The organism is Rothia nasimurium (genome assembly GCF_928381705.1).
Lineage (GTDB): Bacteria > Actinomycetota > Actinomycetes > Actinomycetales > Micrococcaceae > Rothia > Rothia nasimurium_G.
The window spans coordinates 56,313-82,108 of record NZ_CAKMSR010000004.1; the positions used below are offsets into that span (position 1 = coordinate 56,313).

The 25,796-nt window shown below is 60.0% G+C and carries 19 protein-coding genes and 1 tRNA gene; 14 read left to right on the top strand and 6 right to left on the bottom strand.

Features of this window, described 5'->3' with window-relative positions:
• Window positions 1-10 precede the first annotated feature (10 nt).
• Window positions 11-1,399, bottom strand: coding sequence for a zinc-dependent metalloprotease (locus L6762_RS04635; RefSeq protein WP_237185810.1), 1,389 nt, complete (start codon window positions 1,397-1,399; stop codon window positions 11-13).
• A gap of 160 nt (window positions 1,400-1,559) precedes the next feature.
• Here L6762_RS04635 and L6762_RS04640 point away from each other — a divergent pair, with 160 nt between their 5' ends.
• The 5 genes from L6762_RS04640 to L6762_RS04660 all read left to right on the top strand — a co-directional run bounded on the left by L6762_RS04640 (window position 1,560) and on the right by L6762_RS04660 (window position 9,101).
• On the top strand, window positions 1,560-2,645 hold the full coding sequence (locus tag L6762_RS04640) for a YlbL family protein (protein ID WP_237185811.1): 1,086 nt from the start codon (window positions 1,560-1,562) through the stop codon (window positions 2,643-2,645).
• A 168-nt stretch (window positions 2,646-2,813) separates the two neighbouring features.
• On the top strand, window positions 2,814-5,849 hold the full coding sequence (locus L6762_RS04645; protein ID WP_336603581.1) for a UPF0182 family protein: 3,036 nt from the start codon (window positions 2,814-2,816) through the stop codon (window positions 5,847-5,849).
• Between the two features lie 146 nt (window positions 5,850-5,995).
• A tRNA-Met gene (locus L6762_RS04650) sits at window positions 5,996-6,072 on the top strand.
• A gap of 1,325 nt (window positions 6,073-7,397) precedes the next feature.
• Window positions 7,398-7,568 (top strand): hypothetical protein, encoded by a 171-nt coding sequence (locus tag L6762_RS04655; RefSeq protein WP_237185813.1) that lies wholly within the window; start codon window positions 7,398-7,400, stop codon window positions 7,566-7,568.
• 153 nt (window positions 7,569-7,721) lie between these two features.
• A complete protein-coding gene (locus tag L6762_RS04660) occupies window positions 7,722-9,101 on the top strand; it encodes a lipase family protein (protein ID WP_237185814.1) in 1,380 nt (459 codons plus the stop codon).
• Window positions 9,102-9,261: 160 nt separating this feature from the next.
• Here the strand turns inward: L6762_RS04660 and L6762_RS04665 are convergent, their stop codons facing one another.
• Window positions 9,262-9,720, bottom strand: a complete 459-nt coding sequence (locus L6762_RS04665) for a hypothetical protein (protein ID WP_237185815.1) — start codon at window positions 9,718-9,720, stop codon at window positions 9,262-9,264.
• A 779-nt stretch (window positions 9,721-10,499) separates the two neighbouring features.
• A complete protein-coding gene (locus L6762_RS04670; RefSeq protein ID WP_237185816.1) occupies window positions 10,500-10,922 on the bottom strand; it encodes a hypothetical protein in 423 nt (140 codons plus the stop codon).
• A gap of 331 nt (window positions 10,923-11,253) precedes the next feature.
• On the opposite strand from L6762_RS04670, the gene udk reads away from it, so the two are divergent.
• On the top strand, window positions 11,254-11,874 hold the full coding sequence (udk, locus tag L6762_RS04675; RefSeq protein WP_237185817.1) for a uridine kinase: 621 nt from the start codon (window positions 11,254-11,256) through the stop codon (window positions 11,872-11,874).
• A gap of 121 nt (window positions 11,875-11,995) precedes the next feature.
• Here the strand turns inward: udk and L6762_RS04680 are convergent, their stop codons facing one another.
• Together L6762_RS04680 and L6762_RS04685 are read right to left on the bottom strand one after the other, a co-directional pair.
• Window positions 11,996-12,712, bottom strand: a complete 717-nt coding sequence (locus tag L6762_RS04680) for a PspA/IM30 family protein (protein WP_237185818.1) — start codon at window positions 12,710-12,712, stop codon at window positions 11,996-11,998.
• Between the two features lie 190 nt (window positions 12,713-12,902).
• Window positions 12,903-14,924: a TPM domain-containing protein gene (locus L6762_RS04685; protein WP_237185819.1), complete on the bottom strand. Its 2,022-nt coding sequence runs from the start codon at window positions 14,922-14,924 to the stop codon at window positions 12,903-12,905.
• Window positions 14,925-15,175: 251 nt separating this feature from the next.
• Here L6762_RS04685 and L6762_RS04690 point away from each other — a divergent pair, with 251 nt between their 5' ends.
• Entirely contained in the window at window positions 15,176-16,630 is a 1,455-nt protein-coding gene (locus L6762_RS04690; RefSeq protein WP_237185820.1) for a S1C family serine protease, read from the top strand.
• 128 nt (window positions 16,631-16,758) lie between these two features.
• Here L6762_RS04690 and L6762_RS04695 read toward each other — a convergent pair whose 3' ends face one another.
• Window positions 16,759-17,226 (bottom strand): tRNA (cytidine(34)-2'-O)-methyltransferase, encoded by a 468-nt coding sequence (locus tag L6762_RS04695; RefSeq protein WP_237185821.1) that lies wholly within the window; start codon window positions 17,224-17,226, stop codon window positions 16,759-16,761.
• Window positions 17,227-17,372: 146 nt separating this feature from the next.
• On the opposite strand from L6762_RS04695, the gene L6762_RS04700 reads away from it, so the two are divergent.
• The 7 genes from L6762_RS04700 (at window position 17,373) to L6762_RS04730 (ending at window position 25,774) form a co-directional block, all read left to right on the top strand.
• Entirely contained in the window at window positions 17,373-18,605 is a 1,233-nt protein-coding gene (locus tag L6762_RS04700; protein ID WP_237185822.1) for a cysteine desulfurase family protein, read from the top strand.
• A gap of 161 nt (window positions 18,606-18,766) precedes the next feature.
• A complete protein-coding gene (mnmA, locus tag L6762_RS04705) occupies window positions 18,767-19,960 on the top strand; it encodes a tRNA 2-thiouridine(34) synthase MnmA (RefSeq protein ID WP_237185823.1) in 1,194 nt (397 codons plus the stop codon).
• 125 nt (window positions 19,961-20,085) lie between these two features.
• Window positions 20,086-20,466 carry a chorismate mutase gene (locus L6762_RS04710; RefSeq protein WP_237185824.1) on the top strand — a complete coding sequence of 127 codons (381 nt, stop codon included), beginning with the start codon at window positions 20,086-20,088 and terminating at the stop codon, window positions 20,464-20,466.
• Window positions 20,467-20,524: 58 nt separating this feature from the next.
• Window positions 20,525-21,631, top strand: coding sequence for a hypothetical protein (locus tag L6762_RS04715; RefSeq protein WP_237185825.1), 1,107 nt, complete (start codon window positions 20,525-20,527; stop codon window positions 21,629-21,631).
• 68 nt (window positions 21,632-21,699) lie between these two features.
• Entirely contained in the window at window positions 21,700-22,383 is a 684-nt protein-coding gene (mtrA, locus tag L6762_RS04720; RefSeq protein WP_237185826.1) for an MtrAB system response regulator MtrA, read from the top strand.
• 3 nt (window positions 22,384-22,386) lie between these two features.
• On the top strand, window positions 22,387-24,090 hold the full coding sequence (mtrB, locus tag L6762_RS04725; protein ID WP_237185827.1) for an MtrAB system histidine kinase MtrB: 1,704 nt from the start codon (window positions 22,387-22,389) through the stop codon (window positions 24,088-24,090).
• The gene (locus L6762_RS04730) at window positions 24,080-25,774 is read left to right on the top strand and encodes a GerMN domain-containing protein (protein ID WP_237185828.1); all 1,695 of its coding nucleotides are present in this window, start codon (window positions 24,080-24,082) and stop codon (window positions 25,772-25,774) included. The genes mtrB and L6762_RS04730 overlap by 11 nt, the downstream gene beginning before the upstream one ends.
• Window positions 25,775-25,796 lie beyond the last annotated feature (22 nt).

Here is a 25,796-nt window from a genome sequence, read left to right on the forward strand (position 1 = left end):
CCCCTGTCTGTTATTCCTTGTCCTTGCCGTCGGTTCCCTCAGAGGGTTCGTCGTAGCCACCCGCTAGAAGCTTTTCGAGGGCTGCGTCGAATTCGTCCTCGCTGGCGTTGAGAAGGGCCCGGCGGGAGGTGAAACCTGCGGGGTCGTCCAGGTCTTCGCCGGTGGGTAGAGTTTCGGGGCCTTCCCAGAGCTGATCGCGGGCTTCGAAGCCATGGTTCTCTTCATAATGACGCCAGAAGGCAAGGGCCTCGCGCATTTTGCGGGGGCGAAGCTCAAGGCCAACCAGCTGCGAGAAGGCGTGTTCGGCGGGTCCGCCGGTGGCGCGACGGCGGGCCATAGTCTCAGCTAGCTGCGGGGCCATGGGCAGGTTTTTAGTTGCTTGTTCGGTAATGAGGCTGACCCAGCCTTCGATCAGCGCCAGTAGAGTTTCGAGGCGATCAAGAGCCAGCTGCTGGTCTTCCGTCAACTGGGGCTTGAACATGTCGCCGGCAAAGGCGTCCATCATGGCCTCGGGGTTTGAGGGGTCAAAGTCAATGTCGTTTGCGGCCTGCTGCATACGTTCAATATCCACGCGGATACCGCGGGAGAAGCGTGTGATCAGGTCGATGATATCTTCACGCAGCCAGGGGTTGGTTTTGTGCAGGCGAATCAGGGCCGCTTCGCGCACAGCCAGGTAGAGCATAACTTCCTGGGCAGGAATTTCAAGCCCTTCTCCGAAGGCAGCGATACCGGAGGGCAGCAGGGCAGAGCGCCCTTGAGCCAGCGGGATGCCGATATCGGTGGAGGAGACGACTTCTTCGGCGAGCTTGCCAATAGCCTGGCCCATCTGCATGCCGAACATCATGCCACCGAGACCAGCAAAGAGGTTGCCACCGCCTAGCATACCTACCATGTCTTCGGGCATCTGCTGCTGGATCGATGAGGTCATGGCTGCTGAAACTTCTTCTGCAACAGGGCCAGCGATATCTTTCCAGGTAGCAAAGGAGTTTTCAACCCACTCGGCCTTGGCCCAGGCCTCAACGCCGAAGGAAGGACGCTCGAAGACAGTGACGGGGTCAAGCCAGAGATCTGCTAGGGCTGCGGCATCACGGACGGCGCCTACCTGGGTGGATGTTACAGAGGGATCCTCACCCATGGTCAGTACCTGGCGGGCGTGCTGCTTGGCCATGTCCCAGTTAACGGGGTCGTCGCTGGGCTGGGCGTTCATCATGGAGTTCACCTGGGCGAAGATGCCTGAGAGCATGGAAGGGTCTAAGGGGATACCCATGTTTTTAAGGGCATCAGCATCGAAGCCTGCGGCCCCGTTCATAGCTGACGGATCAAACCCCTGCTCTTGGAGCTTCTTGAGGAACTCTTCCAGGGGGTCACGGCCAGCTGAGTCGTAGGGGTTGTTGGTCACGTTCTGCCTCGTTTCACTTGGGGGCTGCGGCGCCCGCTGCTCCTGTTTCTCCCTAGCCTACCGACCGGAGCGCCTGCCCCGGGGGCTTTTAGCCATGAGCCAAGTGGGAATTTGCTGGGGAGTGGGCTGGGCTGGGCGATTTTGCTAGTAGGCTAGTCCTATGGTTTTTTCGAAGAGGGACAATGCAGGTACCCGCCCCCGTGAACGCAGGGCTGATATGCGTACGGTCAGTGCTGTGGGCGCTTTGGGGCTGTCGATGCTTTCTTTGGTAGTTCCGGTTGATTTTGTGACTGAGTCTCCCGGCCCCACCTTCAATACAATTGGTGAGTTTAACAGCAAGCCACTCATTGAGATTGAGGGTGCTCAAACCTACCCGGTCAGCGGCAACCTCGATATGACCACTGTTTCGGTTGCCGGTGGTCCTAATTCATCCCTGTTCGCGGTTGAGGCTCTTGCCACCTGGCTAGAAGACTCAACAGCTGTGTTGCCCAGCGACCTCATCTACGATCCCTCAGTAACCAGCGAGCAGGTCACCGCGCAGAACACTGCCGATATGACCAACTCCCAGGAGGTAGCTCAGGCGGCTGCCCTCACCCAGCTGGGTATCGACTATACCGAAATTTTAACGGTGTCAGGTGCCGTTGAGGGTGGCCCCAGCCAGGGCATACTCCAGGAGGGCGACGTAATTACCGCTCTCAACGGTGAGCCGCTGGCAAGCTACACTGACCTGACCGAGCGGGTGAACGCGTCCGCCGGGCAGCCCGTCACCCTCACCGTGACCCGCGACGGCAGCGAGCAGGACGTCACCGTCACCCCCTCCTACAACGAGCAGGGGCAGCGCTACGTGCTGGGCCTCTACATTGCCCGGTCCTTTGAGTTCCCCATGACCGTTAACTACGGCCTCGAAGAAGTGGGCGGCCCGTCGGCCGGCATGATGTTTGCCCTGGGTATTATCGATGAGCTAACCGAGGGCGAGATGACCGGCGGAATTCACTTTGCTGGAACCGGCACCATCGACGCGGACGGAACCGTAGGCGGCATCGGCGGCATTGAACAAAAGATGCGGGGAGCAGCGGACGCCGGTGCTACGGTTTTCTTGGCCCCGGCAGATAACTGCGATGAAGTGGTCGGTAACGTGCCTCGGCGCCTGAACGTCATCAAGGTATCAACTTTGAATGAGGCGGTAGATGCGGTCACCCGCATCGGCCAGGGTGAAGACCTCTCAACCTTCCCCACCTGTTCCTAAGGGGCGGAGCTGGTCACCCCAGAGCTGAAATGCTAAGCCTACTCTCGAAACTCACAGCTTTCTTTGGCAAAATAGTGTCTTATATGTAGCGTCGCCCACTGTGCGGCGTCACCCACCACACAGGCCGCACCTTTTGCGGCAGACATGAAACACAACTGAAGGATACCCGTGAGTACCGGAAGCACCCCTCCCCGTTCATCATCACGCGCTCCTCAACGTAGAAACCGGCCGCTGACCGTGACCGTGGCAATCATTGCCGCCCTGGTCGTAGCCTTTGTTTTTGCAACCCAGGTGTACACCGACGTCCTCTGGTATGACCAGCTGGGCTACCTCAAGGTTTTCATCACCCAAAACCTGACCCGCGGTGCCGTCTTCCTGGTTGCAAGTATCGTTGTAGGTATCGCCGTCTGGGCCAGCCTCTTCTACGCCTATAGGCACGGCCAACTACAGACTCCCAGCCCTCGCCGTTCTGCTGGCCCCCGAGTGGATGCCAACGGCAACCCTGTGCCCGACCCCTACGGCGATATGCAGGACCTCTTCAACCAGAACATGGAGCGCTACCGCCAGGGTATTGAGCGCATGCGCAAGGTCCTTCTGATTGCTGTGCCGGTTCTCCTGGGCGCTTTCGTCGGTAGTGGGGCGATGACCCAGTGGGAGACCGTCCTGCTCTTCTTCCAGGGCGAAAGCTTTGGTACCACAGACCCCGAGTTCGGTCGCGACCTGGGCTACTTCATGTTTACCCTGCCCTTCCTCAATGTGGTGACCGGCCTGCTGAGCACCGCCATTATCTTCTCAGCGATGGCAGCCCTGGTAATGCATTACTTCTACGGCGGCATTGTAGTAGGGGAGCGCGGTATCACTACCACCGTGCACTTCCGCCGCCACATCGCAGTGCTCGGTGCCCTCTTCATTCTGCTGCGAGCCGTTACCCTGTGGCTGGCCCGCTACAACGCAACCCAGGACCAGTCTGGCTCCTGGGCCGGTGCCATGTACAGCGACGTCAACGCGATCATCCCGGTGAATGCGATTCTGGCAATCGCCTCCCTGCTGGTCGCTGCCCTCTTCGTTCTGGCCGCTGTGCGCGGGAACTTCCGTCTGCCCATCATCGGCACCGCCGTGCTAGTGATTGCTTCGCTGGTTGCCGGTGGTATCTACCCCTGGGTTGTACAGCGCTTCCAGGTCGTACCGAACGAACAGGCCGCAGAAGCCCCCTACATCCAGCGCAATATCGACGCTACCCGCGCCGCCTACGGCCTGGACCAGATCGAGGTTCAGAACTACGACGCCACCACCTCAACCGCAGCGGGTGCCCTGCGCGGTGAGAGTGAGACCATCTCTAACATCCGCCTGCTCGACCCCAACGTGGTCTCCGGTGCATTTGCCCAGCTGCAGCAGTTCCGCCCCTACTACCAGTTTGGGCAGAACCTCTCGGTTGACCGCTACACCATCGACGGAACAGAGACCGACACCGTTATCGCCGCCCGCGAGCTGAACCCCGACCAGAATGCCGGGTCTTCCTGGGTTAACCAGCACGTGGTCTACACCCACGGTTACGGCGTCATCGCCGCCTACGGCAACCAGGTTGAAGCCGACGGTAAGCCCAAGTTCATCCAGTCGGGTATTCAGGCAACCGGTGCAATTAGCGGTGACTACGAGCCCCGTATCTACTTCGGCCAGAGCTCACCCGACTACTCCATCGTGGGTGGCACCGCCGAGGACGAACCGCTAGAACTTGACCGCCCCCAGACGGCTGACGACGAAAGCGGTGCGGACGCCAAATACACCTTCAGCGGCAACGGCGGCCCCGTTATCGGCAACGCCTTCAACCGTCTGGCCTACGCCATCAAGTTCCAGTCCTCAGATATCTTGCTGTCGGACGCCGTCCGCCCCGAGTCCCAGATTCTCTACGACCGCGACCCCTCAGAGCGCGTGAAGAGGGTTGCCCCCTACCTGACCGTAGACGGCAACCCCTACCCGGCCATCATCGATGGCCAGGTGCTCTGGATCGTGGATGCCTACACCACCAGCAACCAGTACCCCTACTCGCAGGCAGCCCAGCTCGATAATGCAACCTCTGATTCAGAGACCGCATCCGGCGTAACCCAGGCCCTGCCCAGCCAGCAGGTCAATTACATCCGTAACTCGGTTAAGGCCACTGTAAACGCCTATGACGGCTCGGTTACCCTCTACGCTTGGGACGACCAGGACCCGGTGCTGAAGACCTGGCAGAAGGTCTACCCCGATACGGTGCGCCCCTACAGCGAGATGTCGGCTTCCCTGATTGAGCACGTGCGTTACCCGCAGGATCTTTTCAAGGTGCAGCGAGAGATTCTGAACGCTTACCACGTGACCAACGCAAGCAGCCTCTACAACGGGGACGACCGCTGGTCGATCCCCAACGATCCCACCAATGACAGCGGCCGCCCCCTGCCTCCCTACTACATGTCCCTGCAGATGCCGGGTGAAGACTCAGCTCAGTTCTCACTGACCACCAGCTTCATTCCCCAGCAGTCAGACAGCAACACCCGTAACGTCATGTACGGCTTCCTCTCCGCCAATGGCGATGCCGGTACCGGTAAGGACGGCGAAAAGGCTGAAGGCTACGGCAAGCTGACCCTGCTTGAGCTTCCCCGCTCGTCGGTTGTTCCCGGCCCCGGCCAGGCTCAGAACGTGTTCAACTCAGATACCGCTGTATCAACAGAGCTGAACCTGCTGCGCCAGGGTGCTTCTGATGTGATCAACGGTAACCTGCTCACCCTGCCCGTGGGCGGCGGTATTCTCTACGTGCAGCCGGTCTACGTGCAGTCCTCCGGTGACGCCGCCTACCCCTCACTGCGCCGCGTCCTTGTGGGCTTTGGCGAGCAGGTCGGCTTCGCCCCCACCCTGGAGGAAGCCCTGGACGAGCTCTTTAGCGGTTCCTCTGGTGCGGAAACCGCTGCCGATGCCGGTGTCGATGAAACCGAGGCCGCTCAGGCAGCTGACGGTACTGCGACCAGCACTGACAGCGCGAGCCTGACCGGCGCCCTGCAAGATGCCCGCAAGGCGATGCAGGACGCGGACGCCGCTATGAAGGCCGGCGACTGGGCCGCCTACGGTGAAGCCCAGACCCGCCTGAACGAGGCTCTGCAGCGCGCCATTGATGCTGAAGGTATCGAGGGTACTGCCACCACCGAGGCAAGCCCCAGCCCCTCACCCTCCAACTAGGAGTTAGGCTGTAGCAGGCTTAGGTAGATAAGGACGCCGCCTCCCGCACTCAGCGGGCAGGTGGCGTCCTTTTGTGTAGAGTGCATCACAAATGCCAGTTTTGGCTTGCGCTGTGTTGGTGAAGCGCGTATAGTTATATGAGTCGCCGCGGGGTGGAGCAGTTCGGTAGCTCGCCGGGCTCATAACCCGGAGGCCGCAGGTTCAAATCCTGCCCCCGCAACCAAATAAGTCGTCCCGTTCGGTATGAATCCGATCGGGGCGACTTTTTTTCTTGCCCTTTTCATCTTCCATATATTCGGAAGTGGGTACACGAGAGACTAGAAATGAGTCGCCTAGTAGCTCACTAAGAGAAAGATTTAGAATCCCGCCAATGCTCAGAAGTTCGTTCATTGTAAACGAAACCTCAGCGCGCATTTTGAGTGAGACATTAGCAGCGCTAATGCTAAGACGATTAGCGAGCTCCTTCTGGGATAGGCCTTCTCGGCTTAGGGCTGGCTTGATTTTGCGAGTTATAACTTGATTGACCCCAATTGATAGGGGACTAGGGGTTTATAACTGAGGAAGTAAAATAAAAAGAAACCATATCATTCCATGTCATGCAGAATGATATGGTTTCCTTGTCAAGTGGCGGAGAGCTCTAATCCTTGTTCCTGCCGATGTTCTTCTGTAGATATTCGAACCAGCCAAAAAAATTGAGCGCTAGTACGCAGGGTATTACATAGAGCAAGAGCCCTGTCCAGGAGAAGGTTATGTCCTCAGTGCTGTTTCTGACCAAGAGGTCTATGTTGAACTGGAGTCGTAGGAAGTAGATGAAAAGTCCTAGTGCTAGCCCAAAAATGTTCAATGGAACAAGGTGTTTCCAGAGGGTATCTTTCGAACGGGTTGTATTGCTCATTTATACTCTCAGATCTTTGCAAGCGTTGACGATAGCCGTGTAGCTTATGACACGTCCAAGGAGAAAACTCATTTCTTTGCCCCATCTTTCTGTAACTATGTCTTGCGTATTTTATTGGTCTTGGTTATTGAGGATTTCGCTCATTCCTTGTGCAAACTCGGTAACTCCACCTATTAAAAACGTAAGCCTCAAGAGTAAACGTCCTTGATGAAATCAGGGAAGGCTAGTTGTCTAGAGGTTCACTAGCATCGTGCTCATTGAGTACTTTGATAGTTGCTGCAACCGTGGTAGCTGTCAGTACTGAGATGCTTGCGCTCGCTGCCACCAGGGTTGTGGCTATCGGGGTAATTAAATGTCTGGAATTCATCACCATCGTTCACCTTTCCGCTTTAGTGTAGCAAAAATCTGTTTGTTTTTACCCACCCTTTTTTAGGTTGCATGATTGTGACGAAGGGTTGAGTTTCATTGTTTGAGCAGGTTCGTGACTTGAGTTGAACTTTTGTGATGTAAAACTTATTAAAAATTTAAATAATTAATGTGTGCAGTCGTACCTGAAATGCTTTACCGTGATACTTTTTAGTGTCACTCATTCGCGCCAGCTTTGGGCTCGCACCCCGTGAAGGCTGGCCATCACTGCAAGAGGAGCAACAAGTATGACTGTTGCCAATAGAAGAACCCTAACTCGCGGAGCTCTCTGGGCTGCGCCCGTCCTCCTGGCATCTGCTACGATTCCTGCCTATGCTGCCTCCCAGCTGGGAACCGCAAAGACAACCGCAGGCAAGTACTACCATATGGTTTCCACGACAACTCGACCACCGTCATGACCTATTTCGATGCCAACGGCAAGCAGACCTTCACCAAGAACACAGGTCCTTCCGGTATCTAGGTAGGCATTGCCTATCGTTAACTAGCTGTACACTGTGAGGGTGCTGAATTCTTCTTGGCACCCTCACTCGCATTTGTTTATTAGGGAACTCATGTCTAAATACACACCACGCCACGCCGCGCCCAAAAACACTGGCAAACGCCGGGCAACCGCCCTCTCACTCACCGCTCTGCTGGCCCTGAGCATGGCCCCGGCCAACGCAACTGACACCGCGCCCCTGACAGAAAACAGCCAGGCCGTACAAGAAGCAGAAGCGCTCATTCAAGAAGCCCTCACCAGTGAAGGCAGCAGCCCTGCAGTCATCTACAACGATGCCCCCGAAGCGCTCACTAGCGTAAACTTCTACGACGCTCCGGCCCAGCTGCCCACCGCTAACGGTGCCCTCATCAAGAAGGAAAACTTCACCTTCAAGGTCGACGCCAACAACGTCATCGCCCACCCCGTAGCCCAGGCCCAGCGGATTATGTACAAGTCCACCGACCATCTGGGTAACCCCGTGGCGGTCACCGGCACCGCGCTCACCACCACCAAGCGCTGGAGCGGCCCCGGCGAGCGTCCTATCATCGCCATGGCCCCCGGCACCCAGGGCATCGGGGACTCCTGCGCCCCCTCCAACCAGTTCGCAGCGGGAACCGAGTACGAGAGCCTGGTCGTTACCTCCTTGCTGAACGCGGGCTACAACGTCGTCATCACCGACTACATCGGCCTGGGCACCGCTGGCACCCACAGCTACCTCAACCGCGTTGACCAGGGCAATGCGGTGCTGGACGCTGCCCGCGCAGCTACCGCCGTTGACCTCGGCCTGGGTAGCGCTACCTCACCCATCGGTCTCTGGGGCTACTCCCAGGGTGGCGGCGCGGTGGCGTCCGCCGGTGAACTCCAGGCTAGCTACGCCCCTGAACTCAACCTCAAGGGTATCTACGCCGGCGCCGTCCCGGCTAACCTGCAGGCCGTTACCAGCTTCATCGACGGCGGTCTTTACACCGGTTTTTCCCTGATGGGCGTAGTAGGCCTGGCCGATAGCTACGGCATCGACCTGAGCCACAAACTCTCAGCCGAAGGGCAGGCTGCCCTTGAGACAGTGCGTGACCAGTGCACCCTAGACGCCGTCGGAACCTTTGGTTTCAAGAACACCCGCACCCTCACCGCCAGCGGCCAGACCCTGGCCCGCGAAATGACCACCGACCCCCAGGTCTCCCAGATCATGGCGCAGAATAACCTGGGACAGCAGGGGCGGCACCCCGACGTGCCAATCCTTATCGCATCCTCCTGGGGCGATGACGTGATCCCCTACCAGACCAACCGTCAGCTGGCTGCCAACTACTGCCAGCAGGGTTCTCGGGTCACCTTCTATACTCTGGCAGGTGTCACCCACGTTGCCGGTATTTTTGAAGGCATCCCCCGCGGTCTGATTTTCCTGGATCGTCAGTTCAAGGGGCTCTCCAGCATCAACTCCTGCTGGCAGTTCTAGCTTTTTATAAAACGTACATATAACAATAGGCCCGGGCAGGGCACTACTCCTGCTCGGGCCTATTGCACGTCTTTTTCAGGTGCCTCTCTCACAACTGAGAGGCTGACTCACGGTATAGGCTGCTCCTTACTCTCTGTTGATTAGATTAGATGGAAAAGAATTAGATACCTGCTGACAGATAGCTGACGACGCCCCAGGGGGAGGTTACGGTAACTCGATACTGAGTCTTAATGACTGCTCCGCTGGTGGTGGCGGTATCGCCGAAAGTAGCTGCCGGCATGCGGGTCATGAAAGACACCACGCTGGCACCGGCCTGACCGTTGGCAATGTTGCTCATGACCTCAATATCCCAGCTCCAGCCGTCGCGGCCGTCTGCGGTGGTGTAGTGGTTGCCGTAGCCCCAGGTATGCATGGTGTTCTTCGTGACCATAGGAGCTTCTGCAAAACGCAGGTAGTTGTAGAGCTTTGCATAGGTGGTGTCTGCACCCTTGAAGTCGTCGTTGAGGCGAATCATGGGGACGTTTGCACCAAGTCCACGGGTGCCGTTGGAGCCATAACTTGCACCGCCGTTAGTAAAAATAAAGCGGTCACTACCGGTAGGGGTGGGGCGATAGACCACATCACCTGCAACGTTTTCGATAGTTACAGAAATGATGGTTCCCTGGCCTACACCATCGATACCGTTAACTGAGTTGATGTTAGCATCAGACTTACCGCCTGCCGGATAGGTCGGAGGCCAGGTGTTGGCGGTTGCGTTTGATCTAGCGAGGGGGTTGCCTGCCTGAGCGGTAGGCAGCGAGTTGTCGAAAGAGAAAGCCTGCAGCCCGTTAACACAGCTGCTGGTGGGATAGACAGCCCACTCGAGTTCTTTGGCAACGGTGCCGGTGAAGTTGCCCTGAGAAGGCCAGACATTGGACCAGGGGGGGCAGAAACAATTTTGCCGTAGGTGCAGTCGTCTTCTACCGGGGGTGTGGACGCAGCAAAAGCAGGTACAGATGTGCTGGCAAGAATGACGGGGCTGCCCAGGCTGCTCCGCGTGCCAGGGTGCGACGCTGGATCTGAGGTGTAGTCATGGTAGTTTTCCTCTAGTGGTGGTGCAAGGTTATGGATGATTCTGCAACAGCTGTTGAAACAACCGTATCACCAAATCGTTTATTTGACACGTCCGTGTTCGAATCCTGGAGGAAGTTTTTCTGTTGCTACATAGAAAAAGCCTAGTCATATCTTTTTTGTCTAGAAACTTTGGGCTAAAAAATTATTTTTGATATCTAGCTAACTTTGTACTTGCCCCTATGAAGGGACGTTTGTGTTTCCATCTCGAGGCGGGCGGAAAGCAAAATAAAAGGCTGGCCGCACCTGGTGGTGCGGCCAGCCTTTGTATATGAAGACTGAGGGAGCTTAGGCTGCGTGAGCCCAGTGGCCTGCAAGGTCTGCTGCCAGCAGGGTTCGCAGGGTGCTGGTGTAGTCGGCAGGGATTCGGCTAAAGCGATAGCCGTCAATAGTAAGGGTGTTGCCCAGGAAGGGGAGGTGGGTCAGCTTGGCCTGATCAAGTGCATTAAGGTCAAGTGAAACGCTGTTGCCTGCCTGGAAGGAGTTCTTGAGAATCAGGACGCGCTCGTTAGTGATGACCAACAGAGAGTCGCCAAAGCTGCCAAACTTGCCGGTGGCTACATCAACAACGGTCTCATCGCGCACCATGGAATCTGCCATGTGCAGAGCCTTGTGGAACTTCTTGAGCCCACCGTGGGAAGAATGGCGCTTGACGGCAGAGCCCAGCGAAGCGCTGGTGTAGGTGTCGGTTGCCCAGTTTGCAAAAATCATGGTGCTCTTCCTCAAATGGTTGGTGGGGTGGTGTACGAGCTGTACCCAACTATACACATATTTTGTCCCCCAAAGGGCAGGTTGTAGAGAAAAAATTTGTCCCCCGCTTGTCGCATCTCCTAAATTGCTCCCTGTTTGAGCTGGTAGGCCCTATATCTGGGAAAAAGCTGGGTATTAAAGTTTGGCAAAAATTTACCTGTGAAACATATAGGTAGCGACTGGGGACAAGCTGTGCCAGGATTTTGGGGGACAAAGCCGGGTAGGTGCCGTCCCCCGGGGAGCATGCCACAATAGATAGCAGTAATACTTCGACCTATAGGGCTGCACTCACATGAAACCCCTGATTATCGGTATCGCCGGTGGCACCGGCTCCGGCAAGACCACCCTGACCAACTCCCTACTTGAAAAGTTTGATGGCCAGGTAGGCGTGATTTATCATGACAACTACTACAAGCGCAATGACCACCTCACCTACGAACAGCGCTGCCTGCTGAACTATGATGCGCCCGAAGCCTTCGACAATGATCTTCTAGTGACTCACCTTAAAGCCCTCATCGAGGGGCAGACTATCGAGACCCCTGTCTACGATTTCGCGGATCACAACCGGTCAGATGAGACTCTCATCGTTGAACCCCAGCCCATCATTATCCTCGAAGGCATCCTGATTTTTGCTGAGCCTGAAATTCGCGACCTGTGCGATATCAAGCTCTTTGTAGATACGGACGCCGATGTGCGCATCCTGCGCCGCTTGCGCCGTGACGTGATTGAGCGCGGCCGCACCATTGAATCGGTTGAAGCCCAGTACCTCACCACCGTCAAGCCCATGCATGAGCTGCATGTAGAGCCCTCAAAGCGCTATGTAGACATGATTATCCCCGAAGGCGTCAATGTGGTGGCTCTCGATATGCTGTTCCACCGGATTACCGGCCAGATTGGTGCCCAGGCAGGTTAGCTCTAGCCGTAAGGCGGGGGACGAACAGTTGCAAGGGGCGTCCTTGCACTTTTAGATACAGATGTGGGGCCCACCTCCTTGGGAGGTGGGCCCCACATCTGCTTTAACCCTTGTAGCTGTTTTACTGCTTGCCGGCCTTGAGGGCTGCTAGGCGGGCTTCGAGTTCTGACTGGCGGCCGAGTTCTTCAAGGTCGTTGAACTGGGCATCGAGGGAGGACGCCGCGAGCTCCTGCTGGCCACGCACGCGGGCTTCTTCGCGGCGCACCTTGTCTTCGAAGCGGGAGATTTCGCTGGTGGGGTCCATGACGTCAAAGGCCTTGAGGGCGTCGTTGACCTGGGACTGGGCAGCGGCTGACTTCTGGCGGGCTACGAGTTCATCGCGCTTACGCTTGATTTCGTTCAGCTTCTCCTTCATCTGGGTCAGGCCGGTCTTGAGCTGTTCAACCACGGCGGTCTGAGACTCAATCTGGGGCTTAATCGCTGAAGCTTCGTTCTCTGCCTGCATCTGGCGGCCCAGGGCGATTTTGGCCAGGTTATCGAACTTGTCGGCGTTAGCGGTGTCGCCGGCGGCGCGGAACTCGTCGGCCTTGTTGGAGGCTGCCAGGGCCTTAGCGCCCCATTCGCCTGCTTCGCGCAGGTCTTCGGCGTGGTCTTCTTCGAGCATGCGTAGGTTGCCGATGGTCTGGGCGACAGCCTGTTCTGCTTCGGCGATGTTGTTGGTGTAGTCACGCACCATCTGATCGAGCATCTTCTGGGGGTCTTCAGCGGCGTCAATCAGGGCGTTGATGTTGGCCTTGGTGAGCTGGGCGATGCGGCTGAAAATGGTCTGCTTAGCCATGAGGGTACCTTTCGGTGGGTGAGGAAAGCATGAGCGGGCTTGCTGTGCCTTCTTTTATTCTGTCAAGACTTGGGGCAGATGGTGGTCTGCCACACCTTGTGGTTACTACGTTGTCAGCGAAAACTAAGCCTGTGCACAGGCAGGGGGCTGTGTGCGAGCAAGAGGAGAGAGGCGGACGGACGCCGGTGGGCTAGAAATTGCCCCCGGCACCTCCGCCGTCGCCCCAGCTGCCTCCACCGCCGAAGCCGCCGCCAAAGGTGCCGCCGCCCATACCGCCGCCAAAGCCGCCTGAGCCAAATCCACCTGACCCGAAGCCGCCGCCGGAGCTGTGGTTGCTGCCCCCGAGTAGGGTGCCGAGCAGGATGCCGCCCAGCATGGCTGAGTTGTAGTTGCCGCCGCCGGAGTAACCGTTGCGCTGGTTGAAGCGGTCCACATCGGAGCGGGCGATGCGCTGGGCTTCCCCTGCGAGGCGGATAGCGTCATTGGCGTGGGACAGGGCCGCGATGGGGTCGCTGTGCTGGAGCTGCTGGGCTTCGGTGAGGTGGCGTTCTGCCTCGCGGAGGCGGGTGCGGGCTTCGGCCTTTACGCCGCCTCGTCGTGCCCAGACGTATTCGCTGGCTGACGATACCTGGGCCTGGGCGGACACCAGGGTATGGCCCAGGGTTTCACGGGCGCTGCGCTCTTGTTCGTGGGTTTGGCGCACCGCATCGAGGGCAGTGTCTAGGTCTGACCGTACTTCGTGGAGCCGCTGGTTGAGCAGGTAGGGGTCAATCAGTCCGGCGGAGCGTTCGGCTCGAATCTGGCCGAGCACGGCCTGAACCCCGGCGGCAGCACCGGAGAGCTGGCTGCTGCTGCCCGCTCCGCTGCGGGCCAGCTCCTGGGCCTGGGCAACGTCGCGATCAGCCAAAATCAGGGCATTATCGAGTGAGGCTGCCATCTTGCCCAGGTCGGTTTCAGCGTGATGAATAGACTCGAGTAGCCCCCTGGCCTGGCCGAGCGCTTCTTCACCGGCACGCAGGGCAAGAATGGCCTGGCTTCGCTGGCTGGTCAGTAACTCTTCGGCCTCAGTAGCTTCTTGGCGAGCAAAGTCGAGGCGGGCCTGGGCTTCGCTGATGTTGTCTGCCACCGCCCCGAAGGCGCTGGGGGAATAGAGGGTACCGAGGCGATCGAGGGACGCCTGGGCGGCAGGAAAGAGCGGGGCTGCTGAGGCTATGCCCTGGTTGAGGGTAGCGAGAGCCTGGGGTGCTGTTTCTTCGAGCTTGCGCAGGTTGGTGAAGTTGGCAACCTGCTCGTTGAGGGCCTTCTGGGCGTCTTCGGTGCGGGCAAGAATTTCGTTCAGCCAGGCCCGCTGGTCAGCTTCAGTGTCGGGGATTTCATCGCCCAGCTGTTTTTGTAGCTGGAAGGAGCGCTGCATGTGGTTCTTAGCCGCCTCAATAGCAGCCAGGAAGGGTTTGACCTCGTCATCGCCGTACTGTAGCCGGGCGAACTCAACTTCCTGCTGGGAGTGGGCGATGGCGTCATCGGTGGCGACCAGCTGGGCACCTGCCCGGGTACGCAGCTCTTCGATAGAGGGCAGGGGCTGGGATGAGCTAGGTTGCCCGCTGCTGCTGCCACCGGTGTTTTTACGCGCGGACGCCCGTGAGCGGCTCAAAGCCCAGGCTCCACCGCCTGCTAGAGCGGCTACGCCCAGAAGGGTAGCGCCGCCTGCCAGGGCTCCGGAGGCACCAGAGACGACAGAGCCTGACCCCAGCTCAGATTCGATACCGGTAACGGCGGCCCGAGCCGCTGCCGCATAGTCGGAGTTGGCAAGTTCAGGATAGATGTAGGTCTGATAGATTTTTTCCTGCTGGCTGTTAGAAAGCACCGAGGTGGAACCGGCCATAAAGTAGGCCTGGCGGGCTTCGGTAGCGATGACCAGTACCACGTCGTTGGTGCCCATGTTGTTGAGTGTGGCAAAGTCACTGGTCCACTCTGAAGAGGAGCTAGGGCTTTCAAACTGATCAATAGTTATAACAAAGAGATTGACCTGTTTGTCACTGGCAAGCTGGCTGATGGCGTCCTCTAGCGAGCTTGTATTCCCCAGGGCCGAGGTTGTATCGCTCACCCGAACCCCGGCGTCCAAATCATAAGGGGCTGCCGCAAGAGCGGCGGGTGCAACCCCGAGTGCCAGAGCAGCGGCAAGAAGGGCAGAAGCAACAGGTTTGCGTGACATGGGGTCTCTCTTCTGGCGGTCAGCTGTATTTGAGCTCTATTGTAGCCCCGCTCACCCTTGTTCAGGTCAGCTCCGGTGATGACGTTCACCCTCAGCTCACGGTGAGACTGCTACTTTCTGCGCCCACAGCAAACACACAGGGACGGTTCATCTTCAACACAGACCGTTAGCGCATAGTGGGAGCTAAGAAAACACTGTATACACCTGAATCCGGTGCATACCCTCAGACCTTATAAAGAAAGCTGCTTGAGATGTCACAGAACTCATGGGAACCCACTCCCGATTCGTCGTCCGCTGATCGCACCGTTCCTATGAATCAGCAGCAGGTAGCGGCTTCTACCACGGGAGCCTCCAGCCAGGATGATCCCACCGTCGCTTTCGCTGCCCAGCAGGCTCCTGCCGCCGGGGCCTACGCCTACGCAGGTGCTGCCCCGGGGGCTGCTTACACCGGTGATTACGCGGCGGTACCCGTGCAGCCCGAGCAGAACAAGGGCAAGCACGCAACCCGCACCGTCCTTGCAGCTGCAGCTATTGCTGCCCTCCTAGGCGGGGGTATTGGCGGTGGGGTAGTAGCCGCAACTTCCACCGGTTCAGCCTCAAGCATCACAACCGCCAGCTCGGGCACCACCATCGTCAATAACACCGACTCCGTCAACGCTGTCACTGCTGCTGCTGCCAAGGCAACCCCCTCCACTGTCACCATCGCAGCCACCTCATCGAACGCGTCCGGCTCCGGCTCCGGCGTTATTCTCGATGCTGAGGGGCACATCCTCACCAACACCCACGTGGTCACCCTCGACGGGGCCACCGCTAACGCCGCCATTGAAGTTCAGCTGGCCGATGGTAGCGTTCGCTCCGCTACCGTGGTCGGCACCGACCCCACCAGCGACCTGGCCGTCATTAAGCTCGATAGCACCAGTGGCCTGACCCTCACACCCGCTACCCTGGGCGACTCTGATGCCCTGAATGTTGGCGATACCACCGTAGCCATCGGTGCACCCCTGGGACTGTCTAACACCGTGACCACCGGTATCGTCTCGAACCTGGTACGAACAATCGAGGTAGCCTCATCGGCAGCCGATGAATCCACTAGCGACTCCGGCAGCAGCACCACCGACCCCTTCGGCAGCTCGCCCTTCCAGTTTGAGATTCCCGGCCAGCAGAGTCAGAGCACCACCTCAAGCTCCACTATCGCCATCAACGTCATCCAGACCGATGCTGCGGTAAACCCCGGCAACTCCGGCGGCGCCCTCATCAACTCCAACGGTGAAGTAATCGGTATCAACGTGGCTATTGCCTCCACCGACTCATCCAGCACCTCCACCAGCGGCAACATCGGTGTTGGCTTCGCCATCCCCATCAACTACGCCAAGCGGGTAGCCCAGGAAATCATCGATAACGGCTCAGCCACCCACGGCATGCTAGGGGCTACCGTCTCCACCTCACCCGCCAACAACGACTCATCCGAAGCCTTCGGCGACGGTGCCCTGATTCAGGAAGTCACCAGCGGTGGAGCCGCCGAAGCCGCCGGCCTGAAGCCAGGCGATGTTGTCACCGCCGTTGACGGGCGCAGCATCAGCGAGGCAGCCGAGCTGACCGCCGCCGTCCGCCAGGCAGCAGCAGGTGACACCGTCACCCTCACCGTTGAGCGCAACGGCTCAACCCAGCAGGTCACCGTGACCCTGGGAGATGCCGCTAACAGCTAGAGACATCAAAGGCTCTGCAGGCTCACGCTCGCTGTCGACCCTCTTGCCTGGTTCGCTTCGCTCACGAGGCAATTCACGCCAGCCCCGGGCCAACAGCTTCGCGGTGAGTCTGCAGAGCCTTTTTGTGACTAAATCACCCCACCGGCAAAGCCGTGCTGGCGCCAGGCCTCAAACACCGCAATCGAGGCGCTGTTGGCCAGGTTGAGGGAGCGGCGGCCCGGAACCATCGGAATCTTGACCCGCTGGGTAACGTGCGGGTCGTTCTGTACATGCTCGGGCAGCCCGACCGACTCGGGGCCGAACATGAGTACGTCCCCCTCTTGGTAGTCAATATCAGCGAAGTTAGTGGTGGCCGTGGTGGTAAAAGCAAAGACGCGGGCCGGGGCTAGGGCCTCCCAAGCGTCCTCGAGGGTCTCGTGCACGGTCATAACTGCCAGGTCATGGTAGTCGAGGCCAGCCCGGCGCAGGTTAGCGTCCTCAAAGTTAAAACCTAGGGGCTTGACCAGGTGCAGCTCTGCGCCGGTGATAGCTGCAAGGCGAATCGCGTTACCGGTATTGCCGGGAATTTCAGGAGTATAAAAAAGAATCTTGAACACCCCAACAGTTTACGCGGGCTGCACGAAATAAAAGCGCGCTGGGAGTCGTTGAGAGGGTGAAGCAGTCCATAGCCTGCCCCAAGAGCGGGGGAGTATGATGGAAGGCTGAATTGTTTTGACCAATCGCCACGGAAAGGCCAGCGCCCATGCCCCGGGTCTACCTGGACCACGCCGCCACTACCCCCATGCTCCCTCAGGCTATCGAAGCCGTGGTGGAGCAGATGAAAATTGGCGGCAACCCCTCGTCCCTGCATTCAGCGGGCCGCTCTGCTCGCGCTACCGTCGAGTACGCCCGCGAGCGCATTGCCCGGGTAGCCGGCTGCGATGCCGCTGAAATTATCTTTACCTCCGGTGGTACCGAGGCTGATAACCTGGCGATCAAGGGGCTCTACTGGAAACGCCGCGAAGCCAACCCGGCTGCGACCCGCATTGTCGTTTCGGGCATCGAGCACCACGCCGTGGGCGATGCCGTTGAGTGGCTGCAGGCCCATGAGGGGGCCGAGGTGAGCTGGGTAGCTCCGGACGCTAGCGGTGTAGTCAGTGCCGAAGCGGTTCGGCAGGCGGTGGGCAAGAGCCCAGAGACGGTTGCGCTGGTGACCGTCATGTGGGCCAACAACGAGGTGGGCACCGTGCAGCCCGTCGCAGAAATCGCTGCGGTAGCTGCAGAATTTGGAATTCCCTTTCACACGGATGCCGTCCAGGCTTTTGGCACCCTGCCGGTGAACTTCAAGGAATCCGGCGCCACCACCATGGCCATCTCAGCCCACAAAATTGGCGGGCCCATGGGAATAGGCGCCCTCATCGCCACCCGCAGCGCCCAGCTCATGCCCGTACTCCACGGCGGCGGGCAGGAACGCTCCGTGCGCTCAGGAACCATTGACGCCGCCTCTATCGCGGGCTTTGGCGCAGCAGCTGCCGAAGCAGGGCAGAACCTACTCGCCGAAGCAGGCCGCCAGGCCGAATTGCGAGACCGCCTGATTGAGGGCGTCCTCGATGCTGTCCCCGAAGCCCAGCTGCGCGGGGCCGCCCCCGAAAGCGCCCAGGACCGAGCAGCCGGCATCTTCAGCCGCCTGCCCGGCAATGCCCACTTCACCTTCCCCGGCTGCGAGGGCGATTCCCTGCTCTTCCTGCTCGATATGGCAGGGGTGGAGTCATCCACCGGCTCAGCCTGTAACGCAGGGGTGCCCCGTCCCTCCCACGTCCTGCTGGCTATGGGGCTGAGCGAGGACGAGGCCCGCGGAGCCCAGCGCTTCACCCTGGGGCACACCAGCACCGAGGACGACGTCACCGCTCTACTGGACGCCCTGCCCGGCGCCTGGGCCCAAGCCAAAAAGGCGGGCATGGCGGGCCACGCCCCGGACGCCGCCCGCTGGAACTAGTTCGATAAGGCGGTAGTCCGGGCAGGCACCTGGCCGCGACCCTCTCGGGACTCGCGCGGGGCGCTCGCCCGATTCACGCCAGCCCCGAGCCAGCGGCCAGGGCTGCCTGCCCGCCCCACCGCCCATCAACGTCAACGATTACTGGATATAGGACTTAAAACATGAAAATTCTTGCTGCTATGAGCGGTGGCGTGGATTCGGCCGTTGCCGCCGCCCGCGCCGTTGAGGCCGGCCACGAGGTGGTTGGCGTGCACCTGGCGCTCTCCCGCATGCCCGGCACCCTGCGTACCGGCTCCCGCGGCTGCTGCACTATCGAGGACTCCATGGACGCCCGCCGGGTCTGCGACCAGCTGGGGATCCCCTTCTACGTCTGGGACTTCTCCGAGCGGTTCAAGGAAGACGTGGTCGATGACTTTATCTCCGAGTACGAGCACGGCCGCACCCCTAACCCCTGCATGCGCTGCAACGAGAAAATCAAGTTCGCTGCCCTGCTGGAGAAGGCCGTGGCCCTGGGCTTTGACGCGGTAGTGACCGGCCACTACGCCAAGGTCATTACGGACGAGAACGGCAACCGGGAGCTGCACCGCGCAGCGACCTGGGCCAAGGATCAGTCCTATGTTCTGGGTGTGCTGACCCACGAGCAGCTCAAGCACGCCTGGTTCCCCCTGGCCGATACCCCCTCCAAGGACGAGGTGCGCGCGGAGGCCGCCGAACGCGGCTTCTCGGTAGCTAAGAAGCCCGACTCTTACGACATCTGCTTTATTCCCGAGGGCGATACCCGCGAGTGGCTCGAAGAGCACATCGACATGACCGAGGGCGATATCAAGGATACGGACGGACGCGTGCTCGGCAAGCACCGCGGCTCCCAGGCCTTTACCGTGGGACAGCGCAAGGGCCTGGCTATTGGGCACCCTGCCCCCGACGGTAAGCCCCGCTTCGTGCTAGAAATCCGCCCCAAGACCAACGAGGTCATCGTGGGCGGTAAGGACCTGCTCGAAATTGACGAGATTCGCGGTATCCGCGAAACCTGGGCCGGTCTACCCGTAGAAGAAGCTGCAGCCTTCCTATCCGAAGAGCCCGTAGAAGGTGCCCGTTCGGCGTCCTTTGACGTCACCGCCCAGGTACGAGCCCACGCAGACCCCGTTCCCTCGACCGCCCACCTGGAATGGGTAATTGACGATGAAGCCGCTGAGCCCGGTGCCCTGCGCCTGGAAACCGTGGTGCGCCTGCACGAGAAACTGCGCGGTGTGGCTCCTGGCCAGACCATGGTGATTTACCAGGGCACCCGCGTGCTGGGCCAGTCCACCATCGCCCGCGCCTACAGCCTCGACCGAGCTGACATCACCGCTAACTAGGTAAGGTTGTGCAGGCTCGCGCTCGCTGCTGAACCTTTTGAAGCTTCTACACCCGGATAAGTCCACAGGGTGAAATCTGTGGGCTTGCCCCTGCAAACAGCACCTGAGGTTTTTAGACTAAACACATGAACACAACTCCGAAGGCCCACGATGTGCAGGCCCACACCGATTTTGATACCCGGGCAACCTCGATGACCGGGGTTGCCCCGGCTGTCCTGGAAGAACTTTTCACTATGCGTCAGACCATCGACAACATGGACGCAGCCCTGGTGCATATTCTCGCTGAGCGTTTCCGCGCGACCCAGCGCGTCGGCCACCTCAAGGCTGAGCATTCTCTGCCGGCGGGGGACCCGGGGCGGGAGGAAGCCCAGATTAAGCGCCTGCGCTCGCTGGCTGAAGCTGCCCACCTTGACCCGGAGTTTGCCGAGAAGTTCCTGAACTTCATTATTTCTGAGGTTATAAGACACCACGAGAAGATTGCGGCTGAGGCCGAACAGAAGTCCTAGCCGCTCAATTTTCAGCCCGCAACCTACGGCCACCGGCAGGTGGCAGAAAGAGTTCCCTATGCCTGTATCGAGGCCTGCTCGTCCTGCCCTCTACCTGCCGACTGACGCCGAAATGCTGGCTGCCCGTAAGGACTTAGAGAGCCCGCTGACCTTTGAGGAGCACCTGACGGTTGGGGCTACCGGCCTTGGCCCCTGGGCTGGGAGTGATGTGCTTGATGCGGTGACCCGTATCCGCGGTGAGCTGGGGGAGCCCCATATTAGTTACCTGCCGGAGCTGGCCGACCGGGGCTACAGGGCAACCCTGCTGGCACGGTCTATCGCGGCCCTGGAAGGGCTGAGCGCGGACGGCACCGCCGCAGGTTGGCGGCTTACCGGCGGCTACGCTGCTGAGGGGGAGGCTGCCAGGTCGCTCCTGGAATCTGATATCAATATCCTGGCGGACGTCGTGGGGAAGGAAAGCGGGGCTGCCCCCGGAACCATTAAGTTGCGTCTTCTGGGCCCGTTGAGCCTAGCTGCCAGTACCTACTTAACCAGTGGTGAGCGCGTCCTCTCAGATCATGGTGCCCGACGCGATGTTGCCGAGGCCCAGCGGGCTGGTTTTCACGGTGTGGTGAAGCTGCTGCGGCAGGCTGTGCCCGGTGCGCAGGTGCTGGTGCAGGTAGAAGAGCCCCTGCTGGTTGAGGTGGCGGCAGGTCAGTTGCCGACCTCTAGCGGCTACCGTACGCTGCGGGCTGTGCCGCGTCATGAGCTGGTGGCCCTGCTGGGGGCCCTGCATGATGAGCTAGAGGGCTTGGGCGCTCAGGTGGTCACCCGTACTGATTATGTGAAGCTGCACCCTGAGGTCAGACAGACCCTTGCTATCCCCCTGCTGTCGATGGCAGGCCAGCCTACCTCGGCCTGGGAGGCCCTAGCCCCCCGCCTAGAAGCTGAGCGGGGGCTTTACCTAGAGGTCGTTGACCCGCTGGTCCGGGTGCCTGCTGGCGACCTGGCCCGGGGGCTGTGGCGCACCTGGTCGGATCTTGGTCTGGGGAAGAAGCTTCTCAACCAGCTGGTGCTGACCGAAACCGGTAGCCTGGCCGCCACCGACCCGCAGCGGGCTACTACCGTTCTGGGGCACCTAACCGAGACAGCCCGTGCCCTGTCTGAAATCGCCCAAGACGCCTAAACCGGCTCACCGCCTAACCCCGGTACACTAGGGGAAGGCCCATTGTGAACCTCACCAGGAGACCCACCGTGAAAGAAACCATTCTTGTAGTTGATGACGACGATGCCCTGTCAGAGATGGTCGGTATCGTGCTGGCGCAAGAGGGCTACGAGACGGTCTTCTGCGACGCCGGTGACCGTGCCTTTGAGGCTTTTGCCACCCACCACCCCGACCTGATTCTGCTGGACTTCATGCTGCCGGGTATGGACGGCATTGAGGTCTGCACCCAGATTCGCGGGGAGTCGGACGTACCCATCATCATGCTGACGGCTAAGGGCGATACCGAGGACGTGGTCAAGGGGCTAGAGGCTGGCGCCGACGACTACATGACCAAGCCCTTCAAGCCCGCTGAGCTGCTGGCCCGCGTCCGCGCCCGTCTGCGCCCGCGTGAAGACCGCCATAACGAACCACTGCGCATCGGCAATCTCACCATTGACTTGGCAGGGCACACTGTGAGCCGCGAGGGCGAAACGATTCAGCTCACCCCCCTCGAATTTGAACTTCTGGCGAACCTGGCCCGCCAGCCCGGCCAGGTCATGACCCGCGGGGCCCTGCTGGGTAACGTATGGGGCTACGAAAAGACCGTCGATTCTCGCCTGGTCAACGTGCATATTCAGCGTCTGCGCGCCAAGATTGAGCGCGACCCCGAGAACCCCGAGATCGTGCTGACCGTGCGCGGTGTGGGCTACAAGGCCGCGGCAGGCCAGCGCTAAACAGTGGCTGGTACTTCACCTCGCGCGTCCGCTCGGACTACCGCCCCCGCAGGCCCCTCCCGGGCCTACGGGCCCCTGGCCAGCGCCCGCAGGCTCTGGCAGCAGTCCCTACAGTTTCGCGCTGTGGTGGCAGCGGCCGGCCTGCTGCTGGTTGCCTTCGTCTTTGTGGGCTCTTTTATCTCCCACCAGATTGCTAACTCCCTCTTCCGGGGCAACTTAGAGCAGGCCCTCGAAGAGTCGTCGGCCGGTTTTAGTAATGTGCAGACCCTGATCAACGGCTCTGATGCCACCGGCCGCACCGAGATCCAGCGCGATGTCTCGCGTTTCTTGACCGTACTCGAGAGCAGTAGCGCCGATAGCAACCGCAACTGGGTGCTTCTCAAGGACGCGAACGCCACCACCGATGGCTTTATCGTGGAGCAGGCCCAGAGTAGCGAGGTCACGGTCAGCGACGTGCCCCAGGCGCTCGCCCAGAGCGTGAGTGAGGGCACGGGGATTTACTGGCAGTCTTCGAGTATTACCTCAGCGGACGGACGCCGCACCCCGGTTCTGGTGGTCGGCACCAGTATCTCGATACCCCAGAACCCCGACTACTCCCTGTACCTGATTTATGACCTGTCGACCTCGCAGGCGACCGTGCAGTATATCAACCTGGTGGTTTGGGTGGGCTTCGGCGTGCTTCTGGTCGTGGTGCTAACTATCGTGTGGATGATTGCCCGTTTTGTGATTCGCCCGATTAGTTCTACCGCTATTACCGCTGAGAAACTGGCAGCCGGTGACCTTGACCAGCGTGTGCTGGTGCGCGGCCAGAACGAGACGGCGCGCCTGGGTATGTCTTTTAACCGTATGGCTGACTCCCTGCAAGACCAGATTTCTCGCCTTGAGAAGCTGTCAACCATGCAGCAGCGCTTTGTTTCTGACGTGTCGCACGAGCTGCGTACCCCGCTCACCACGGTGCGCATGGCCGCCGATATGCTGCACGATAACCGCGACAACATGGAGCCCCTCTATAAGCGCTCCACCGAGCTGCTCTATAACCAGGTGGACCGCTTCGACTCCCTGCTGGCTGACCTGCTCGAAATTTCCCGCTTCGATGCCGGCTCCCAGACCCTCGATACGGTGTCGGTCGATTTCATGGCCGTGCTCGATGAGGTACTCAAGGCCGTAGAGCCCCACCTGATTCGCACGAATACCAGTTTGACCGTGCACACCGACCACACCGAGATTATGGTCGATATGGACCACCGCCGCATTGAGCGAGTGCTGCGCAACCTGCTATTCAACGCCGTAGAGCACTCCGAGGGTCAGCCCATCGATGTATACGTGGATGCCACCGAAAGCACCCTGGGCGTTGCCGTGCGTGACCACGGTATCGGCCTGAGCCCCGAAGAAACCGAGCAGGTCTTCAACCGCTTCTGGCGGGCTGACACCTCCCGCAAACGTACCCTGGGCGGTACCGGCCTGGGGCTCTCTATCGCCGCCGAGGACGTCCGCCTGCACCAGGGCACCCTCGAAGCCTGGGGAATCAAGGGGCAGGGAGCCAGCTTCCGCATGACTATCCCCATTGACCAGGACGTGCCCATGGGCCCCTCCCCGGTCCTGCTAAGCGGCGAGCCGCTGCCCGCTCCGTCCGCTCCGGCTACCGATGCCACCCCGACCGTGAACCCCGACGCCCCAACCCCCTCGGAGCCCACCGTTGAACCCTAACCTTTCCCGCCGGTCAGCTCTCGGCCTGGCCCTGAGCTCTCTCGCGACCCTCACCGCCTGCGCCGCTATTCCCACCGACGGCGAAGTCAACCACTACGCCGACCCTCAGGCTACGGGCAGCACCTCCACCAGCGGCAACTCACCCGAAGGTCCTACTCCCGGGGCTCGGCCCACCGAGATCATCGAGGGTTTCTTGCACGCCGGGGTAGGGGTGAAGGACGACTACAGCGTAGCCAGGCTCTATCTAACCGAAGACCTGGCCCAGTCCTGGAAGCCGGACGGGCGCACCCTGGTCTACAACTCATCCTTCACCACGGCCTCCGTCAGCGACTCAAGCTACCTGGTCACCGTGCCCACGAGCACCCTGGTTGACGATAAGGGCCTGGCTACCTCCTACACCACAGTGGCTGATACCGAGGTAGAGTTCACCCTGCGCCAGGTCGACGGGGAGTGGCGTATCTCCTCCGCTCCCGATGGAACGGTGCTGAGCAGGAATGAATTCGCGGACGTCTTCAACCCCTTCACCCTCTACTTCTACGACCCCACCTACACCTATGCTGTGCCCGATGTGCGCTGGTTTGCCGAGCGCACCACGGTAGCTACCTCCCTGGTGAGGGTACTCCTTGAAGGGCCGGCCCCCTACCTCACCGGGGCTGTCGTGACCGCTGTACCGGCCGATACCAGCCTGACCCGCAACTCCGTCCCCATCGATAACGGGGTGGCTGATATCCAGCTTTCCGGAGGGTCAGCCCTGACCGCAGCTAGCACCCTGGAAACTGAGCGCCTGCGCACCCAACTCACCCAGACCCTCACCAACCTCGCCTCGGTCACCACGGTGCAGCTCACCATCAACGACCAAATCGTTGCGGCCCCCACCCTCGAGAACTACCGGGAACCTGCAGTCAACCCCGAAGCCGCCAGCAACATTGTGGGTATCGAAGATAACCGCCTGATTGCCCGGGCAGCCCTGGACGATACCGCCAGCCAGCAGACCATCGTAGAGACCTCGGCCCAGGCCCTCATTACCTTGCCTGCCATGAACTACACCCGTAACTACTACGCCTACACCAACACCGGGCAGAACGAGATTTGGCTGGCTAACTCCAACGGTGCCCGCTCGGTCTACCGGGGCACCCACGTTCTAGGGCCCTGCTTTGACCACCAGAACTGGCTCTGGGTGGGGGAGCAGGACGGCTCTGTTCGGGTTATCGCCGCAGGCCAGGAAGGCAGCGCCGCCCGCGAGGTCACCAGCTGGATTGAGGGGGAGCTCTTGCAGAGCATCTCTATCGCCCGCGACGGTAGCCGGGCCGTACTGGTCACCTCGGCAGCCGACGGAAGCAACTACGGGGCCTGGGTCTCGGCTATCCGCCGGTCGGCAGACGGTACCCCCACCCAGCTCCTTGACCCGGTGCGCTTGGGCGCAGAGATTAACCCGCGCGGGGCTGTATGGGTCAGTGACGTGGAGGTCTTCCTCTGGAACACCGACACTACCCAGACCGAACTGGTCTCCCTGACCGGCGAGAACACCCAGTACGATTCCCTGCAAGGCATTACCCGCATTGTCACCGGCAACGGTATTGACCAGGCAGTTGCGATGACCAAGGACGGCGGGCTGTATATCGTAGCCGGGCTGAGCTGGACCCGCATAGAAAGCAGCCTCAGCGAAATCAACTACGCCGGCTAAGAGAAATGGTCTGGACCACTTA